Genomic DNA, 17,472 nt, shown 5'->3' with positions numbered 1-17,472 from the left:
AAGGAGTTGGAAACCATGGCCCCAGTCGCCATGCGTCTCGCCGCCCAATCTCTCTCCGACGCCCAGCCCGTCCCCTTCTGGCTGGAAGACCCCGGCAAGCCCGGCGCCCTGCCCGCCCTCACCGGCACCGAGAAGTGCGACCTCCTCGTGGTCGGCGGCGGCTACAGCGGACTGTGGACCGCGCTCCTCGCCAAGGAGCGCGACCCCTCCCGGGACGTCGTCCTCATCGAGGGGCGCGAGGTGGGCTGGGCCGCCTCGGGCCGCAACGGGGGCTTCTGCGCGGCCTCCCTCACCCACGGCTTCGGCAACGGGCTCGCCCGCTGGCCGGGCGAGCTGCCGAAGCTGGAGGAGCTGGGCGAGCGGAACCTCGACGCCATCGAGGAGGCCGTCGCCCGCTACTCCCTGGACTGCGACTTCGAGCGCACCGGCGAGATCGACGTGGCCACCGAGCCGTACCAGGTCGAGGAGCTCCACGAGGTCTACGGGGAGCTCGACCGGCTCGGCCTCGCCGACGGCGTCGACCTCCTCGACCGGGACGCCGTGCGCGCCGAGGTCGACTCGCCGACCTTCCTCGGCGGCCTCTGGGACCGCCGGGGCGTCGCCATGCTGAACCCCGCCAAGCTGGCCTGGGGCCTCAAGCGGGCCTGCCTCGGCCTGGGCGTCCGGATCTACGAGAACACCCCGGGCCTCGACCTGGTCTCCGTCGGCGCCGGCACGGGCGTGCGCACCCCGTACGGCAAGGTCCTCGCCCGCCGGGTCGCGCTCGGCACCAACGTCTTCCCGTCCCTGGTCAAGCGCGTCCGGGCCTACACGGTCCCGGTCTACGACTACGCCCTGACGACCGAGCCGCTCAGCCCCGAGCAGCTCGCCTCGATCGGCTGGAAGAACCGGCAGGGCCTCGGCGACTCCGCCAACCAGTTCCACTACTTCCGGATCACCGCCGACAACAGGATCCTGTGGGGCGGCTACGACGCGATCTACCCCTTCGGCGGCAAGGTCAGCGCCGACATGGATCACCGCCCGGAGACGTACCTCAAGCTGGCCGAGCACTTCTTCCACTGCTTCCCGCAGCTCGAAGGGCTCCGCTTCAGCCACGCCTGGGGCGGCGCGATCGACACCTGCTCCCGCTTCTCGGCCTTCTTCGGCACGGCGCACAAGGGGAAGGTGGCGTACGCGGCCGGGTTCACCGGCCTCGGCGTCGGCGCCACCCGCTTCGGCGCCGACGTGATGCTCGACCTGCTCGCGGGGGAGCGCACCGAGCGCACCGAGCTGGAGATGGTCCGCTCCAAGCCGCTGCCGTTCCCGCCCGAGCCGGTCGCCTGGGCCGGCATCGGCCTCACCAAGTGGTCCCTGGCCCGCGCCGACGAGAACGGCGGCCGGCGCAACCTCTGGCTGAAGGCCATGGACCGCCTGGGCCTGGGCTTCGACAGCTGACTCGAGGGGGAGTGACGTACATCACAACCGGCGAGTAGGCGAAACCGCGTAAGAGAAGCCGCCCTCCCCGCTCTCTCCGTGTGGACACCGTGTCCACACGGAAGGAGAACCTCGCGATGACTGGTACGGGGGCCACGGGCGCCAGGAGTGCGGTGGAGTGGCTGGTCTCGGCCGCGCCCGATCCCGACGCCTGCCGGTGGGAGTGGGAGCGCAGCCCGCACGGGGTCGCGCTGCTGCCCGCCGGCGTGCGCTGGGACGTGCTGATCCTGCCGGCCGCGCTCGGCTATCCCACGCTCGACGTGCTGACCCGCCTGGTGGGCCGCCCCGGCCCGGTCCTGGCCGACTTCGGCGACTCCCGGATGGGCTTCTTCGTGCCGCCGGGCACCGCCGCCCGCTGGCTCGGCACCGGGATCCGCAGCGCGGGCGCCGGGACCTGGATCGTCGTCCCGTACCCGGGCCGGGCCACCGGCGCGGTGCGCTGGCTGGTGGTGCCGGACGGCACCGGGACCCTCACCGACGCCCCGCTCCTGGAGCTGGCGATGCACGAGGCGGCGGGCCAACTGGCCCGGGGGGAGGGGGTGGTGGACGGGGACTGAACGAAGGGGCCGTGCGTACAGAGGTCTTGACCACTCGATTGGTCTGGACCATGCTGTGGCGCGCTCCCTTCGATTCCCCACCTCCCCCTCTCCCCTTCCGGAGGCAGTCGTGGCCCGCTCCAGACCCCTCACCCTGATACTGGCGGGCGCCCTCGCCGCCGGTGGACTCCTCGCGCTCACCCCCGGCGCCCAGGCCGCCGACGCCGAACTCGCCCGCAACGGCGGCTTCGAGGCCGGACTCGACGGCTGGACCTGTACGGCGGGCAGCGGCGCCGTCGTCACCTCGCCCGTGCACGGCGGGACGAAGGCGCTCAAGGCCACCCCGGCCGGCAGCGACAACGCCCGCTGCTCCCAGACCGTCACCGTGAAGCCCAACTCCACGTACGCGCTCAGCGGCTGGGTGCGCGGCAGCTACGTCTACCTGGGCGCCACCGGCACCGGCACCACCGACGTCTCCACCTGGACGGGCTCGGCCCCCGACTGGCAGAAGCTCTCGACCTCCTTCACCACGGGCCCCTCCACCACCTCGGTCACGATCTACACCCACGGCTGGTACGGCACCCCCGCCTACCAGGCCGACGACCTCTCCCTGTACGGCCCCGGCGGCGACCCGGTCCAGCTCCCCACCGCCCCCACCGGGCTCGCGGCCGGCTCCCCGACCTCCACCACCGTGCCGCTCACCTGGAGCGCGGTCTCCGGCGCCACCTCCTACAACGTCTACCGGGGCGCCACGAAGATCCAGACGGTCACCGGCACCTCCGCCACCGCGACCGGTCTGACCGCCTCCACCGCCTACACCTTCCAGGTCAGCGCCGTGAACGCGGCCGGCGAGTCCCCGAAGTCCGCCGCCGTCACCGCGACCACGACCAACGGCGGCGGGGACGGCGGCAACCAGGGCCTGCCCGCGCACGCCCTCGTCGGCTACCTCCACGCCAGCTTCGCCAACGGCTCCGGCTACACCCGCATGGCCGACGTCCCCGACTCCTGGGACGTCATCAACCTGGCCTTCGGCGAGCCGACCTCGGTGACCTCGGGCGACATCCGCTTCAGCCTCTGCCCGGCCACCGAGTGCCCGAACGTCGAGTCCGTCGCCGAGTTCAAGGCGGCGATCAAGGCCAAGCAGGCCGCCGGCAAGAAGGTCCTCATCTCCATCGGCGGCCAGAACGGCCAGGTCCAGCTCTCCTCGACGGCCGCCCGCGACGCCTTCGTCACCTCCGTCTCGAAGATCATCGACGAGTACGGGCTCGACGGCCTGGACATCGACTTCGAGGGCCACTCCCTCTCGCTCCAGACCGGCGACACCGACTTCCGGAACCCGACCAGCCCGGTCGTCGTCAACCTGATCCAGGCGGTCAAGACCCTCAAGGCCAAGTACGGCGCGAAGTTCGTCCTGACCATGGCCCCGGAGACCTTCTTCGTCCAGCTCGGCTACCAGTTCTACGGCTCCGGCCCCTGGGGCGGCCAGGACCCGCGCGCCGGCGCCTACCTGCCGGTCATCCACGCCCTGCGCGACGACCTGACCCTGCTGCACGTCCAGGACTACAACTCGGGCCCGATCATGGGCCTGGACAACCAGTACCACTCGATGGGCGGCGCCGACTTCCACATCGCGATGACCGACATGCTCCTCACCGGCTTCCCGGTGGCGGGCAACGCCGACCGCTTCTTCCCGGCCCTCCGCGCCGACCAGGTCGCCATCGGCCTCCCGGCCTCCACCCAGGCGGGCAACGGCCACACGACCCCGTCCGAGGTCGACAAGGCCCTGGACTGCCTCACGAAGAAGGTCAACTGCGGCTCGTACCAGACCCACGGCACCTGGCCCGCCCTGCGCGGCCTGATGACCTGGTCGATCAACTGGGACCGCTTCAACCAGTGGGAGTTCTCGAAGAACTTCGACGCGTACAACTGGAGCTGACGGCCAGCACCCACAGCCCCAGACAGAGACTGGCCAGCACGTCCAGCGGCCAGTGATAGCCCCGCAGCACCAAGCCGGTCCCCGTCACCGCCGTCAGCACGGCGGCGACGGGGACCAGCCGGTTCGAGACGAGGAAGGCCGCGCCGAAGTAGGCGACCATCGCGGTGGCCGTGTGGCCCGACGGGTAGTAGCCGTGCGCCCACGGTTCGAGGGGACCCGGCCGGCCGGTCCACACCTTCAGCGGGATCACGAGCAGGGGGACGGCGGCCATGGCGAGGCCCGCGCACAGGGCGGCCCGCCACCGCCCGCGCCACACCGCGTACGCCATGGCGCAGCCGAGGACGGGCACGGCGACGGAGACGTTGCCGAGGTCGGAGGCGAGTTCGCTCAGGGGTCGGGGGACCGTGTCCACCAGGGCCCGGGACACCCGCTCGTCGAGCCTGGCCAGAGGGCCGTGGACGAGCACCTGCCAGGTCACGACGGCGAGGGCGACGAGCGCCGAGAAGAGAGCCGGCCGCCCTGGAACAGGGGGGGTGGTTCCAGGGCGGCCGAGGGGACCGGGCTGCCGCCCGCCCCGGGGGGTGTGGGGCGTGCGGCCATCCGATCGGTGAGGAGTGCCGGGGCACGAGGCGCCGGCGTCGTGCTCCGAGGCACGAGGTGGACGGGGCTGGGGAGGCTCCGCCCGGGGTGTTTCTCTCATCTGTGGGAACCGTACGCCAGAGAAGAGGGGACCGACAGCGCGAAACGCGTCCCGCCATCGGCCCCCCACAGAGTCTTCACACCGCGGCCCTCACGGGCCGGCGCGTCAGATCCCGGCGAACGCGTTCTCCAGGATGTCGAGGCCCTCGTTCAGCAGGTCCTCGCCGATGACCAGCGGCGGCAGGAAGCGGAGCACGTTGCCGTAGGTGCCGCAGGTCAGGACCAGGAGGCCCTCCGCGTGGCAGGCCTTCGCCAGGGCGCCGGCGGCCTCCGCGTACGGCTCCTTGGTGGCCGGGTCCTTCACCAGCTCGATGGCGATCATGGCGCCGCGGCCGCGGATGTCGCCGATGACCGGGAACTTCTCCTGCATGGCGGTGAGGCGGGTCTTCATGACCTCCTCGACGCGCTTGGCCCTGCCGTTGAGGTCGAGCTCCTTCATCGTCTCGATGGAGCCCAGCGCGGCGGCGCAGGCCACCGGGTTGCCGCCGTAGGTGCCGCCCAGGCCGCCGCCGTGGACGGAGTCCATGATCTCGGCGCGGCCGGTGACGGCGGCGAGCGGCAGACCGCCCGCGATGCCCTTGGCGGTGGTGATGAGGTCCGGGACGACGCCCTCGTCCTCGCAGGCGAACCACTGGCCGGTGCGGCAGAAGCCGGACTGGATCTCGTCCGCGACGAAGACGATGCCGTTGTCCTCGGCGAACTTCGCGATCGCCGGCAGGAAGCCCTTAGCCGGCTCGATGAAGCCGCCCTCGCCGAGGACCGGCTCGATGATGATCGCGGCGACGTTGTCGGCGCCGATCTGCTTGCCGATCTGGTCGATCGCCTGGGCGGCGGCCTCGGGGCCGCAGTTCTCGGCGCCGGTGGGCCAGCGGTAGCCGTAGGCCACCGGCACGCGGTACACCTCGGGCGCGAACGGCCCGAAGCCCTGCTTGTACGGCATGTTCTTCGAGGTGAGCGCCATCGTCAGGTTCGTACGGCCGTGGTAGCCGTGGTCGAAGACGACGACGGCCTGGCGCTTGGTGTACGAACGGGCGATCTTCACCGCGTTCTCGACGGCCTCGGCGCCCGAGTTGAACAGCGCCGACTTCTTGGCGTGGTCGCCCGGGGTCAGCTCGGCGAGCGCCTCGCAGACCTCCACGTAGCCCTCGTACGGCGTCACCATGAAACAGGTGTGGGTGAAGTCCTGGAGCTGCGCGGAGGCGCGGCGCACGACGGCCTCGGCGGAGGCGCCGACCGAGGTCACGGCGATGCCGGAGCCGAAGTCGATCAGACGGTTCCCGTCGACGTCCTCGATGATGCCGCCGCCGGCCCGCTTCGTGAAGACCGGCAGCGTGGAGCCCACGCCACCGGCGACCGCGTCGAGACGGCGGGCCTGAAGCTCCTGCGACTTCGGACCGGGGATGGCGGTGACGACGCGCCGCTCCTGCGGGACAGCGTTCATGCGGGGCTCCTGGGGGTGTTCTGGACGCACTTGTGGGTTTCCTCCGCAGGCTAGGCGCGGCGGAGGGGGAGAGGCACGCGCCGATCGGGAGTGATGGGGGGTGTGTCGTTGTCCGGGATGGACAGGAAGCGTGACGGGAGGGGCCGGCACCGCGCGCCGATGGGGATCCGGCCGCACGGGTGGTCGAAATCCCTCCGGGGCGCCGCGGGCCCACTAGATTGACGGTGGCACAGACGCGGCGACCTGGCTGGTCAGGGGGCGGGGGTTCATGGAGACCGACGGCACGTACGAGTCACGCGACACGAGGGGGGGCGGGGTGCCGCGCCCGGCGGGGCCGCCCGTGCCGTCCTTCCCCCCGCCCCAGGGGCCGCCCCCCGCGCCGCACACCGGGCAGACCGTGCCGACGCCGCAGACCGGGACGGGCCCGCGCCCCGCCGCCCCGCCCCTCGTGCCGCCGCCCCCCACCCACGCGCCCGCCCGTCTCGGGGTCGCCGAGTGGCTCCGCATCCCCCGTCCCGCGGCCGCCCCCGGCATCTGGCGGCTCGGACACCGCGAGCGGCCCGAGCGGGAACCGGAACTCGTGGCCGGCCGCCAGCTGATCACCGGCGCGTTCATCGCCTACCTCTCCGGCTGGCTCCTCTGGTCGCTGCTGTGGAACGGCTACCTGGAGGGGGGATGGATCTTCGTCGACGAGTGGTGGCTGCTGCCGATGCTGTGGCTCGTGCCCTCCGACTGGCGGAATCCCGCGAGCCCCGACTTCGAGGCGTACATCGGCGCGCTCTACCTCTGGTACGCCGTCATCCTCGCCCTCTTCGCCGTCGGCTTCGGCCGCGTCGGCAACTGGCGGGAGATCTGGCAGCGCTACGGCGTCCCCGTGTGGCCCCTCTTCGTGCTCCTGCCGGGCGTCTGGCGCGAGATGCCCCGCACGCTCACCTGGCTCACCTGGGTCTCCAACGTCTACTACGTGCTCCTCGCCGCCGCCCTCGTCGCGGCCGTCGGCCGGGCCGGCACCTGGCCCCCCGTGCGGCGGCGCTTCGGAACCGGCGGCTCCCGGGACCCCGCCCCGACACCCCCCGCACCACCGGGCGCCGACCCGGCGGAGTGGCCCGAACTGCGTGGCGCCGGACTGACCGAGGCCGCGGCCCGGCTCGCCGAGGCCACCCGCCAGGGCACGCTCGGGGACGTCGACTACGCCCGGATCCACCGCGCGTGGCAGGGCGTACGGGCCAGGCCCGAGCGCCTCGCCGCCTTCACGGAGACCGTGCGCGCCCGGGGCGCCGCCGCCTGCGGCCACCCCTCCGGCCTGCGCGACCTGCCCGTCCGCACCGCCACCCACGACCTCGCCACCGGACAGGTCCTCATCGGCACCGCCGCCGACCACCCGCGCAACCCCTACGCCCGGCGCACCACCGGCGTCGCCCTGGAACCGGGCGTGCTCGGGACCTCGCTGCTCGCCGTCGGCCCCGCCGGATCCGGGAAGACCGTGCGGCTGGTGCGGCCCGTCGTCGAGACGCTCTGTCTGCAGGCGCTCGCCAACCGCGTCGCCGTCGTCGCCGTCACCTCCCAGGGCACCGGCCTCGGCCCGGACGGGGCCTTCGACCTCGTCGTCTCCGTCGGGCGGCGCGAATCCACCCACGACCTCGACCTCTACGGCGGAGCCGACGACCCCGACGAGGCCGCCCGCATCCTCGCCGAGGCCCTCGTGGGAGACCTGGTCACCGACAGCCGCCGGGCCGCCGCCGCGCTCGCCCAGCTGACCGGGCCGTTCCTGGCCGCGTACGGCCGCTTCCCCGGCGTACCCGAACTGCGCGACCTGCTCGGCGGGGCGCCCGAGGCGCTCGCCGCGCTCCGGGCCGCCGTCGCCGCGGACCCCGCCCAGCTGCGCGAGCTCGACGCGCGGCAGCGGCAGGCCGACCGCGGCGACGACATCGGCACCCTGCTCGCCGAGCGCATCACCTTCCTCGACCGGCCCGCCTTCGCCGGCTTCTTCCGTACGGGGGGCGGGCCCGGCCGGGACGGGGACGGAGACCGGCCGAAGTTCTCGTTCCGGGCGATCGAGCACCCGCTCCGGGTTCGCGTCGACCTGCCCGAGCGCGGCCACGCCGAGGCCTCCCGGATCGTCTCCCGGCTGCTGCTCGCCCAGTTCACGGAAGCCGCCCTCGCCCGCCGCGACCGTTCCCTCTTCGCCTGCCTGGTCCTCGACGACGCCACCCACACCGTCACCGGCGACTCCGTACGGGCCCTGCAACGGCTGCGTTCCGTCAACGCGGGCGTCCTCCTCGCGCTGCGCAGCCTGGAGGACGTGCCCGAGGCGCTGCGCGAGCCGCTGCTCGGGTCGGTCGGCTGCCGGATGGCCTTCGCGGGCATCGCGTCCTGGGACGGCGGACGGTTCGCCGAGGCCTGGGGCACCGAGTGGGTGCAGACCCGGGACGTCACCAACCGGCAGATCATCGCGGACGAGCCGCTGACCAAGGCCCTGCACTTCATGCGGCGACTGGTCACCGGCCGGGCGGCCACCGCCGAGGCCGTCACCGTGCGGGAGGTGGAGCGGCAGCGCTGGTCCGCCTCCGACCTCGCCCACGCCGTCCCGCCCGGCCACGCCGTCCTCTCGCTCACCCACGTGCGGGGCGAACACACCCCTCCCCTCCTCGTGGACCTCCGCAACTGACGCACCCACCCCCCACCCCTGGCACAATCGGGGACGCCGCTCGGCTGAGCGGCGCCCCCTCCCCCAAAGGTCCGACGGTCCCCAATGCCGCCCACCCTCGCCTCGCTCGCGCAGCACTCCGCCCTCAAGCTCGTCGTCCGCGCCGGGGAGGACCGTCTCGACACCCCCGTCCGCTGGGCGCACGTCAGTGAGCTCGCCGATCCCGTGCCGTACATGGAGGGGGGCGAGCTGCTGCTCACCACCGCGCTCACCCTCGACGCGGAGGACCTGGAGGCGATGCGCCGCTACGTGCGGCGGCTGCTCGGGGCCGGAGTCGTCGGGCTCGGGTTCGCCGTGGGGGTGAACTACGAGGAGATCCCGGCGGCGCTGCTCGAAGCGGCCCGCGAGGAGCACCTGCCGCTCCTCGAAGTGCCCCGCCGCACCCCGTTCCTCGCCATCAGCAAGGCCGTCTCCGCCGCCATCTCCGCCGACCAGTACCGCGCCGTCACCGCCGGCTTCGAGGTCCAGCGCGAGCTGACCCGCGCCGCGCTCGCCGAGGGCCCCGACGCCGTCGTCGCCCGGCTCGCCGCTCACGTCGACGGCTGGGCCGCCCTCTACGACACCTCCGGCAAGCCCGTCGCCGTCTCGCCCGAGTGGGCCGCCCGCCGGGCCGCCCGCCTCACCCCCGACGTGGAGCGGCTGCGCGAGCGCCCCGCCCCCGCCAGCGCCGTCGTCGGCGGCACCGACGACCGCGTCGAACTCCAGTCGCTCGGCACCGGCCGCCGCGTCCGGGGCGCCCTCGCCGTCGGCACCGGCGCCCCCCTCGGCACCGCCGAGCGGTACGCCGTCCACTCGGCCATCGCCCTGCTCACCCTCACCACGGAACGCTCCCGTTCCCTCCAGGCCGCCGAACAGCGCCTCGGCGCCGCCGTCCTGCGCATGTTGCTCGCCGGACAGCCCGACCACGCCCGCGCGGTAGCCGGCGACGTGTACGGCGGGCTGCTCGACGCCCCCTTCCGGCTCCTCGTCGCCGAACCCGCCGGCGGCGAACCGGCCGCCGAACCGCCCCTCCCCGTCCTCGCCGAGGCCCTGGAGGCCGCCGCCGCCCGCGCCGGCGAGGCGGTCCTCGCCGTCCCCGAGGGCGAGCAGCGGCTCGTCGTCCTCGCCGGTGACGGCGGCGCGGTCGTCGCCGCCTGCGAGGGGTACGCGGAGCGCGAGGCCGAGGAGGCCGGCCTGGTCGTCGGCCTCTCCGCCCCGGCGGGCCCGATCGCGGCCGCCGCCGCGTACAAGCAGGCCGAACAGGCGCTCTCGGTCGCCCGCCGCCGGGGCCGGGCGCTCGTCGAGCACGAGGACCTCGCGGCCGGCTCGGTCCTGCCGCTCCTCGCCGACGACGCCGTCCGCGCCTTCGCCGACGGAATGCTCCGGGCCCTGCGCGACCACGACGCCACCGGCCGCGGCGACCTCGTGGTCTCCCTGCGCGCCTGGCTCTCCCGGCACGGCCAGTGGGACGCGGCGGCGACCGACCTGGGCGTCCACCGGCACACCCTGCGCTACCGGATGCGCCGCGTGGAGGAGATCCTCGGCCGCTCCCTGGACGATCCGGACGTACGAATGGAGCTGTGGCTCGCCCTGAAGGCCACGGGGGAGGGGGCCGAGTAGCCCCCGGACACCCCGGACAGCGGAGAGGCCTCGCCCTCAGCCGTCCGAACCGCCTCCGCCACCCCCGCCGTCCCCCGGGCCCTCGCTCCCCGACGCCCGCTTCCTCCCGCCCCCGGCCCGCACCAGTTCCCCGCCGAGCAGCACCACCGCGGCCACCCCGCGGGTCCAGCGCGGGCCGCCCCGCGCCGCCCACACCACGCAGACGCAGCCGCCCACGGCGAGGACCAGGACGGCGGTCAGTACGAACAGGATCATGGTTCCCCCTTGCGGTTCCGCGGTCCTCCTCATTCTTCCCTTCCCGCCATGGCCCGCCCCAGCCGTCCGAATTCCGGGAACCCTGCCCGGACGCGGGCAGATTTCTGGCCGTACCGTCCCCCGGTCCCTACTCTCCTGCTCATGACAAAACCCGCCGCCGACCCGGCCCCCGGCACCCGTGCCGTCCTCCCCGCCGCGCCCCCGGCCCCCGCCCGCCGTATCACCGGTGCCGTCTGGGCCGCGCTCGGCATCGTGTACGTCGTGTGGGGGTCCACGTACCTCGGCATCCGGGTCGTCGTCGAGACCCTGCCGCCGTTCCTCTCCGGCGGCGCCCGCTTCGTCACCGCCGGGCTGCTGCTCGCCGGGATCATCGCCTGGCGCCAGGGCCCCGCCGCCCTCAGGGTCACCCGCCGGCAGCTCGGTTCGGCCGTCCTCGTCGGTCTGCTCCTCGTCCTCGGCGGCAACGGGCTCGTCGTCCTCGCCGAGACCTCCGTCCCCTCCGGCCTCGCCGCGCTGCTCATCGCCGTCGTCCCCGCCTGGGTCGTCGTCCTGCGCGCCGCCGCGGGCGAGCGCCCCGGCCCCGGCGCGATCGGCGGCGTCCTGCTCGGCCTCGCCGGGCTCGGCGTCCTCACCCTGCCGGGCCTGACCGGCGAGGTGCGGATCGGCGGCGTCCTCCTGGTGATCGCCGCCGCCCTCAGCTGGTCCGTGGGCTCCTTCACCTCCTCCCGCCTCCCGATGCCCGCCAACCCCTTCACCGCCAGCGCGTACGAGATGGTCGCGGGCGGCCTCGCCGGCGTCGCCGTCGGCCTGTTCCGCGGCGAGCACCACGGGCTCGACCTCGCCGAGGTCTCCACCCGCTCCTGGACGGCCCTCGCCTACCTGGTCGTCTTCGGCTCGCTGGTCGCCTTCACCGCCTACGCCTGGCTCCTCCAGGCGGCCCCGATCTCCCTCGTCGCGACCTACGCGTACGTCAACCCCGTCGTCGCGGTCGCCCTCGGCGCCCTCGTCCTGAACGAGGCCCTGACCCGGCCCGTCCTCCTCGGCGGCGCGATCGTCGTGGCCGGCGTCTGTCTGATCGTGTCGACCGAGCGGAGGCGCTGAGCCGACGCCCCGGACGGCCGCCCCGGCTCCCCTTCGGCCAATTCGGACAGGGGTCCCGCCCCACCACTCCACACCGGACAAACCCGCGCCGGCCGCCCCGGCCCTAACGTGTCACGAGAGCAACCGCTCACACCACCGATACGGAAAGGGCCGGGACGCAATGACGACCACCCACGCCTTCTGGCTCGCCGGCCGCGAGGCCACCGGCGAGGCCGCCTTCGACGTCACGAACTCGTACGACGGACGTCTGGTCGGCAAGGTCAGCGTGCCCACCGAGGCCCAGGTCGAGGAGGCCGTCGCCGCCGCGCACGCCGTCGTCGACGAGTTCGCCGCCACCCCGGCGCACGTCCGCGCCGCCGCCCTCGACCACGTGTCGAAGCGCCTCGCCGAGCGCACCGAGGAGATCGCCCAGCTGATCTCCGCCGAGAACGGCAAGCCCATCAAGTGGGCCCGCGGCGAGGTCGGCCGCGCCGTCTCCGTCTTCCGTTTCGCCGCCGAGGAGGCCCGCCGCTTCAACGGCGGCGAGGCCCAGCGCCTCGACACCGAGGCCGGCGGCGTGGGCCGGCTCGCGCTGACCCGCCGCATCCCCAAGGGCGTCGTCCTCGGCATCGCGCCGTTCAACTTCCCGCTGAACCTCAGCGCCCACAAGGTCGCCCCGGCCATCGCCGTCGGCGCCCCGATCATCCTCAAGCCGGCCCCCTCGACCCCGATCTCCTCCCTGGTCCTGGGCGAGATCCTGGCCGAGACCGACCTGCCGGCCGGCTCCTGGTCGATCCTCACCGTGCCGAACGACCGGATGCCCGCCCTCGTCCAGGACGAGCGCCTCCCGGTCATCTCCTTCACCGGCTCCGACACCGTCGGCTACGCCATCCAGGAGTCCGTGCCGCACAAGCACTGCACCCTGGAGCTCGGCGGCAACGCCGCGGCCGTCGTCCTGCCCGACTGGTCCTCCGAGGCCGACCTGGACTGGGCGGCGACCCGCATCGCCACCTTCTCCAACTACCAGGGCGGCCAGTCCTGCATCTCCGTCCAGCGCGTGATCGTCGACTCCTCCGTCCACGACCGCCTGCTGCCGAAGATCGTCGCCGCCGTCGAGGCCCAGGTCACCGGCGACCCGGCGGACGACGCCACCGACGTCGGCCCGCTCGTCGACGAGGCCGCCGCGAAGCGCGTCGAGTCCTGGGTGGACGAGGCCGTCGCGGCCGGCGCCACGCTCCTGGCCGGCGGCAAGCGCGAGGGCGCCACCTACGCCCCGACCGTCCTCGCCGACCTCCCGGCCGACGTCACCCTGGCGCGCGCCGAGGTCTTCGGCCCGGTCCTGACCATCGCCAAGGTCGACGGCGAGGCCGAGGCGTTCGCCGCGGTCAACGACTCCGACTTCGGCCTCCAGGCCGGCGTCTTCACCCACGACCTGCAGGCCGCCTTCCGCGCCCACCGCGCCCTAGAGGTCGGCGGCGTGATCGTCGGCGACGTCCCCTCGTACCGCGCCGACCAGATGCCGTACGGCGGCGCCAAGCGCTCCGGCGTGGGCCGCGAGGGCGTCAAGTACGCGATGGACGACTACACCTACGAGCGCGTCCTGGTCCTGACGGGCCTGGCCCTCTAGGACGCGGGGCCGTACGGCCCACGGGGCGCACGCCCCACCCGGACCGGGCGGTCCGGCTCCACTGTGCGGGGAGCCGGACCGCCTTTCCCCCTGCCCGGAAAGCCGTACGGAGAGCCGCCCGGAGAGTTGCCCGGAAAGCCGCTCGGAAAGCCGTACGGAAAGCCGTCCGGAGAGTCCCGTTCCGCCATCCGGAACGCCGGTCCGTCCTCCCCGGGCGAGACGGCAGGATGGTGTCCGTGACCGTCATAGACATTCCCGGCTCCAAGTCCGTCACCGCCCGCGCGCTCTTCCTCGCCGCCGCCGCCGAGGGCACCACCACCCTCCTGCGGCCCCTCGTCTCCGACGACACCGAGGGCTTCGCCGAAGGGCTCGCCGCCCTCGGCTACGCCGTCCGCCGCGAGCCCGGCGCCTGGCACGTCGAGGGCCGGCCCGCCGGACCCGGCGCGGCCACCGCCGACGTCTACTGCCGCGACGGCGCCACCACCGCCCGCTTCCTGCCCGCCCTCGCCGCCGCCGGCCACGGCACGTACCGCTTCGACGCCTCCGCCCAGATGCGCAGGCGCCCCCTCGGCCCGCTCACCACCGCCCTGCGCGCCCTCGGCGTCGACCTCCGGCACGGCGGGCAGGAGGGCCACCACCCGCTCGACGTGCACGCCCGCGGCGTCAAGGGCGGCGCGCTCACCCTGGACGCCGGGCAGTCCTCCCAGTACCTCACCGCCCTGCTCCTGCTCGGCCCGCTCACCGCCGAGGGCCTCGACATCACCGTCACCGACCTGGTCTCGGAGCCGTACGTCGAGATCACCCTCGCCATGATGCGGAGCTTCGGCGCCGAGGTCCGGCGGGAGGGCCGCACCTACCGCGTCGCCCCCACCGGCTACCGGGCCAGGACGTACGGCATCGAGCCCGACGCCTCCACCGCCAGCTACTTCTTCGCCGCCGCCGCGCTCCTGCCCGGCCGCTCCGTCACCGTCCCCGGCCTCGGCACCGGCGCCCTCCAGGGCGACCTCGCCTTCGTCGACGTGCTGCGCCGCATGGGCGCCGACGTCGAGATCGGCGCGGACGCCACCACCGTCCGCTCCACCGGCACCCTGCGCGGACTCACCGTCACCATGCGGGACATCTCCGACACCATGCCGACCCTCGCCGCCCTCGCGCCGTTCGCCGACGGCCCGGTCCGCATCGAGGACGTCGCCAACACCCGGGTCAAGGAGTGCGACCGCCTCGACGCCTGCGCGGAGAACCTGCGGCGCCTCGGCATCACCGTCCGCACCGGCCCCGACTGGATCGAGATCCACCCCGGCACGCCCGCCGGACCGGTCGAGATCGCCACCCACGGCGACCACCGGATCGTCATGTCCTTCGCGGTCACCGCCCTGCGCACCCACGGCGTCACCTTCGACGACCCCGGCTGCGTGAAGAAGACGTTCCCCGACTTCCACCGGGCCTTCGACACGTTCGTCCGCACCCCGTGAAGACCGCGCCGCGTTTGACGCAAGAATGGGGGGCATGACCGACCGCCCCTCACCCCTCGCCGACCCGCACGTCGCCTTCGACGTCTCCGAAGGACGCCGGGACATCGTCGTCCTCGGCTCGACCGGGTCCATCGGCACCCAGGCCATCGATCTGGTGCTGCGCAACCCCGACCGCTTCCGGGTCACCGCCCTGGCCGCCTCCGGCGGCCGGATCGGACTGCTCGCCGAGCAGGCGCACCGGCTGGGGGTCGCCGCGGTCGCGGTCGCCCGCGAGGAGGCGCTGCCCGAGCTGCGCGAGGCCCTGAAGGCGCTGTACGGCTCCGAGCCCCTGCCGGAACTCCTGGCGGGGCCGGACGCCGCCACGCGGCTGGCCGCATCCCCGTGCCACACCGTCCTCAACGGCATCACCGGCTCCATCGGCCTCGCGCCCACCCTCGCCGCCCTCGAAGCCGGCCGCACCCTCGCCCTCGCCAACAAGGAGTCGCTGATCGTCGGCGGCCCCCTGGTGAAGGCGCTGGCGAAGCCCGGCCAGATCATCCCGGTCGACTCCGAGCACGCGGCCCTCTTCCAGGCGCTCGCCGCCGGCACCCGCGCCGACGTCCGCAAACTGGTCGTCACCGCCTCCGGCGGCCCCTTCCGCGGCCGTACGAGGGAGCAGCTGGCCCACGTCACCCGCGAGGAAGCGCTCGCCCACCCCACCTGGGCCATGGGCCCGGTGATCACGGTGAACAGCGCGACCCTGGTCAACAAGGGCCTGGAGGTCATCGAGGCCCACCTGCTCTACGACATCCCCTTCGACCGCATCGAGGTCGTCGTCCACCCCCAGTCGTACGTCCACTCGATGGTCGAGTTCACGGACGGCTCCACGCTCGCCCAGGCCACTCCGCCCGACATGCGCGGCCCGATCGCCATCGGCATCGGCTGGCCCGAGCGGGTCCCGGACGCGGCCCCCGCCTTCGACTGGAGCAAGGCCTCCACCTGGGAGTTCTTCCCGCTCGACACCGAGGCCTTCCCGTCCGTCGGCCTGGCCCGGCACGTCGGCGAGCTGGGCGGCACCGCCCCCGCCGTCTTCAACGCCGCCAACGAGGAGTGCGTCGAGGCGTTCCTGGCCGGGCGGCTGCCGTTCAACGGCATCATGGACACGGTCACGGCGGTCGTGGCGGAGCACGGCGTTCCCGCCGCGGGAACCTCCCTCACCGTGCCGGACGTCCTGGAAGCGGAGACCTGGGCACGGGCCCGGGCCCGAGAGCTCGCAGCGAAGGCAACAGCGGAGGCCCGCGCATGAACGAAACGCTCCTGTACGTCCTGGGCATCGTGCTGTTCGCGTTCGGACTGCTCGTCTCCATCGCCTGGCACGAACTCGGCCACCTCTCCACGGCCAAGCTCTTCGGCATCCGCGTCCCGCAGTACATGGTCGGCTTCGGCCCCACGCTCTGGTCGAAGAAGCGCGGCGAGACCGAGTACGGCATCAAGGCCATCCCGGCTGGCGGCTACATCCGCATGATCGGCATGTTCCCGCCCGGCGACGACGGACGGATCGAGGCCCGCTCCACCTCGCCGTGGCGCTCCATGATCGAGGACGCCCGCGAGGCCTCGTACGAGGAGCTCCAGCCCGGCGACGAGACCCGGCTCTTCTACACGCGCAAGCCGTGGAAGCGCGTCATCGTGATGTTCGCCGGGCCGTTCATGAACCTGGTCCTGGCGGCGGCGCTGTTCTTCGGCTCGATGATGACGCTGGGCATCGAGGGCCAGACGACCGCCGTCGCCGGCGTCCAGAAGTGCGTCATCGAGCAGAGCGAGAAGCGCGAGAGGTGCGCGGCGGGCGACCCCGTCTCCCCGGCGTTCCAGGCCGGCCTCAAGGAGGGTGACAAGATCGTCGCCTTCAACGGCACCCCGGTGAACGACTGGGACACCCTCTCCGACCGCATCCGCGACACCATCGGCCCCGCGACGGTCACCGTCGAGCGGGCCGGGCAGCGGATCGACCTGCGTCCCACCCTCGTCACCAACAAGGTCCCGAAGAAGGACGAGGACGGCAGGGTCGTCCAGCCGGTGACCTACATCGACGCCGGCTACCTGGGCTTCGCCTCCAAGACCGAGGTCGCGCCCCTCACCTTCGGCGAGAGCGCCGACCGGATGACCGACCTCCTGGAGAACGGCGTCCACTCGGTCATCGCCCTCCCGGGCAAGATCCCCGGCCTCTGGGACGCCACCTTCGGCGACGGCGAGCGCGCCGACGACTCGCCCGTCGGCGTCCTCGGCGCCGCCCGGCTCACCGGTGAGCTGATGACCGTCGAGGCCCCGCCGGAGCGGATCCTCGTGTGGTTCATGAACATCCTGGTGATGTTCAACGTCTCGCTCTTCCTCTTCAACATGCTCCCGCTGCTGCCGCTCGACGGCGGCCACATCGCGGGCGCCCTGTGGGAGTCCGTGCGCCGCCACACGGCACGGATCTTCAAGCGCCCCGATCCCGGCCCGTTCGACGTGGCCAGGCTGATGCCCGCCGCGTACGTGGTGGCCGGCGTCTTCGTCTGCTTCACCCTGCTCGTCCTCGCCGCCGACATCGTCAACCCGGTGAAGCTGACGTGAACCCCCGGAGGGCCGGACCCGGTGGTGTCCGGCCCTCCACCGCCGGGGCGGTAACCTC

The 17,472-nt window shown here is 73.6% G+C and carries 13 protein-coding genes; 10 read left to right on the top strand and 3 right to left on the bottom strand.

Annotated features, from left to right (window positions below):
- Nucleotides 1-15: 15 nt before the first annotated feature.
- From ACIQD7_RS32230 to ACIQD7_RS32220, 3 genes are all read left to right on the top strand, one after another.
- Complete coding sequence (locus ACIQD7_RS32230; RefSeq protein WP_161371278.1) at nucleotides 16-1,434, top strand: FAD-binding oxidoreductase; 1,419 nt, start codon at nucleotides 16-18, stop codon at nucleotides 1,432-1,434.
- A gap of 116 nt (nucleotides 1,435-1,550) precedes the next feature.
- Nucleotides 1,551-2,030: a hypothetical protein gene (locus tag ACIQD7_RS32225; protein WP_402446517.1), complete on the top strand. Its 480-nt coding sequence runs from the start codon at nucleotides 1,551-1,553 to the stop codon at nucleotides 2,028-2,030.
- Between the two features lie 109 nt (nucleotides 2,031-2,139).
- Nucleotides 2,140-3,945, top strand: coding sequence for a chitinase (locus ACIQD7_RS32220; RefSeq protein ID WP_402446515.1), 1,806 nt, complete (start codon nucleotides 2,140-2,142; stop codon nucleotides 3,943-3,945).
- Here the strand turns inward: ACIQD7_RS32220 and ACIQD7_RS32215 are convergent.
- Nucleotides 3,896-4,645: a phosphatase PAP2 family protein gene (locus ACIQD7_RS32215; protein ID WP_402446512.1), complete on the bottom strand. Its 750-nt coding sequence runs from the start codon at nucleotides 4,643-4,645 to the stop codon at nucleotides 3,896-3,898. The two genes, ACIQD7_RS32220 and ACIQD7_RS32215, sit on opposite strands and share 50 nt — an antisense overlap.
- A gap of 105 nt (nucleotides 4,646-4,750) precedes the next feature.
- Nucleotides 4,751-6,085, bottom strand: coding sequence for a 4-aminobutyrate--2-oxoglutarate transaminase (gabT, locus tag ACIQD7_RS32210; protein ID WP_402446509.1), 1,335 nt, complete (start codon nucleotides 6,083-6,085; stop codon nucleotides 4,751-4,753).
- A gap of 397 nt (nucleotides 6,086-6,482) precedes the next feature.
- Here gabT and ACIQD7_RS32205 point away from each other — a divergent pair, with 397 nt between their 5' ends.
- Together ACIQD7_RS32205 and ACIQD7_RS32200 are read left to right on the top strand one after the other, a co-directional pair.
- Nucleotides 6,483-8,753 (top strand): ATP/GTP-binding protein, encoded by a 2,271-nt coding sequence (locus ACIQD7_RS32205; RefSeq protein WP_402446507.1) that lies wholly within the window; start codon nucleotides 6,483-6,485, stop codon nucleotides 8,751-8,753.
- A gap of 84 nt (nucleotides 8,754-8,837) precedes the next feature.
- Entirely contained in the window at nucleotides 8,838-10,391 is a 1,554-nt protein-coding gene (locus tag ACIQD7_RS32200) for a PucR family transcriptional regulator ligand-binding domain-containing protein (RefSeq protein WP_391055776.1), read from the top strand.
- Nucleotides 10,392-10,427: 36 nt separating this feature from the next.
- Here the strand turns inward: ACIQD7_RS32200 and ACIQD7_RS32195 are convergent, their stop codons facing one another.
- Nucleotides 10,428-10,646 carry a hypothetical protein gene (locus tag ACIQD7_RS32195; protein ID WP_402446504.1) on the bottom strand — a complete coding sequence of 73 codons (219 nt, stop codon included), beginning with the start codon at nucleotides 10,644-10,646 and terminating at the stop codon, nucleotides 10,428-10,430.
- 141 nt (nucleotides 10,647-10,787) lie between these two features.
- Between ACIQD7_RS32195 and ACIQD7_RS32190 the strand changes: the two genes are divergently transcribed.
- The 5 genes from ACIQD7_RS32190 to ACIQD7_RS32170 all read left to right on the top strand — a co-directional run bounded on the left by ACIQD7_RS32190 (nucleotide 10,788) and on the right by ACIQD7_RS32170 (nucleotide 17,414).
- Nucleotides 10,788-11,747 (top strand): EamA family transporter, encoded by a 960-nt coding sequence (locus ACIQD7_RS32190; protein ID WP_402446501.1) that lies wholly within the window; start codon nucleotides 10,788-10,790, stop codon nucleotides 11,745-11,747.
- A gap of 160 nt (nucleotides 11,748-11,907) precedes the next feature.
- Nucleotides 11,908-13,353, top strand: a complete 1,446-nt coding sequence (locus tag ACIQD7_RS32185; protein WP_121832642.1) for an aldehyde dehydrogenase family protein — start codon at nucleotides 11,908-11,910, stop codon at nucleotides 13,351-13,353.
- A gap of 236 nt (nucleotides 13,354-13,589) precedes the next feature.
- A complete protein-coding gene (gene aroA, locus ACIQD7_RS32180) occupies nucleotides 13,590-14,825 on the top strand; it encodes a 3-phosphoshikimate 1-carboxyvinyltransferase (protein WP_402446498.1) in 1,236 nt (411 codons plus the stop codon).
- Nucleotides 14,826-14,859: 34 nt separating this feature from the next.
- Nucleotides 14,860-16,110: a 1-deoxy-D-xylulose-5-phosphate reductoisomerase gene (dxr, locus tag ACIQD7_RS32175; RefSeq protein ID WP_402446495.1), complete on the top strand. Its 1,251-nt coding sequence runs from the start codon at nucleotides 14,860-14,862 to the stop codon at nucleotides 16,108-16,110.
- A complete protein-coding gene (locus ACIQD7_RS32170) occupies nucleotides 16,107-17,414 on the top strand; it encodes a M50 family metallopeptidase (RefSeq protein WP_402446494.1) in 1,308 nt (435 codons plus the stop codon). Before dxr ends, ACIQD7_RS32170 begins: the two co-directional genes overlap by 4 nt.
- Nucleotides 17,415-17,472: the final 58 nt, after the last annotated feature.

It is taken from the genome of Streptomyces sp. NPDC093071 (assembly GCF_044754545.1).
Taxonomy (GTDB): domain Bacteria; phylum Actinomycetota; class Actinomycetes; order Streptomycetales; family Streptomycetaceae; genus Streptomyces.
This window is presented reverse-complemented; position numbering and strand designations above follow the sequence as displayed.

Excerpts from the sequence above, each read along its gene's own strand:
- dxr (WP_402446495.1), top strand. The coding sequence starts at position 14,860 with ATGACCGACCGCCCCTCACCCCTCGCCGACCCGCACGTCGCCTTCGAC.
- gabT (WP_402446509.1), bottom strand. The coding sequence starts at position 6,085 with ATGAACGCTGTCCCGCAGGAGCGGCGCGTCGTCACCGCCATCCCCGGT.
- ACIQD7_RS32185 (WP_121832642.1), top strand. The coding sequence starts at position 11,908 with ATGACGACCACCCACGCCTTCTGGCTCGCCGGCCGCGAGGCCACCGGC.
- ACIQD7_RS32170 (WP_402446494.1), top strand. The coding sequence starts at position 16,107 with ATGAACGAAACGCTCCTGTACGTCCTGGGCATCGTGCTGTTCGCGTTC.
- ACIQD7_RS32230 (WP_161371278.1), top strand. The coding sequence starts at position 16 with ATGGCCCCAGTCGCCATGCGTCTCGCCGCCCAATCTCTCTCCGACGCC.
- ACIQD7_RS32215 (WP_402446512.1), bottom strand. The coding sequence starts at position 4,645 with ATGAGAGAAACACCCCGGGCGGAGCCTCCCCAGCCCCGTCCACCTCGT.
- ACIQD7_RS32195 (WP_402446504.1), bottom strand. The coding sequence starts at position 10,646 with ATGATCCTGTTCGTACTGACCGCCGTCCTGGTCCTCGCCGTGGGCGGC.
- ACIQD7_RS32200 (WP_391055776.1), top strand. The coding sequence starts at position 8,838 with ATGCCGCCCACCCTCGCCTCGCTCGCGCAGCACTCCGCCCTCAAGCTC.
- ACIQD7_RS32225 (WP_402446517.1), top strand. The coding sequence starts at position 1,551 with ATGACTGGTACGGGGGCCACGGGCGCCAGGAGTGCGGTGGAGTGGCTG.
- ACIQD7_RS32190 (WP_402446501.1), top strand. The coding sequence starts at position 10,788 with ATGACAAAACCCGCCGCCGACCCGGCCCCCGGCACCCGTGCCGTCCTC.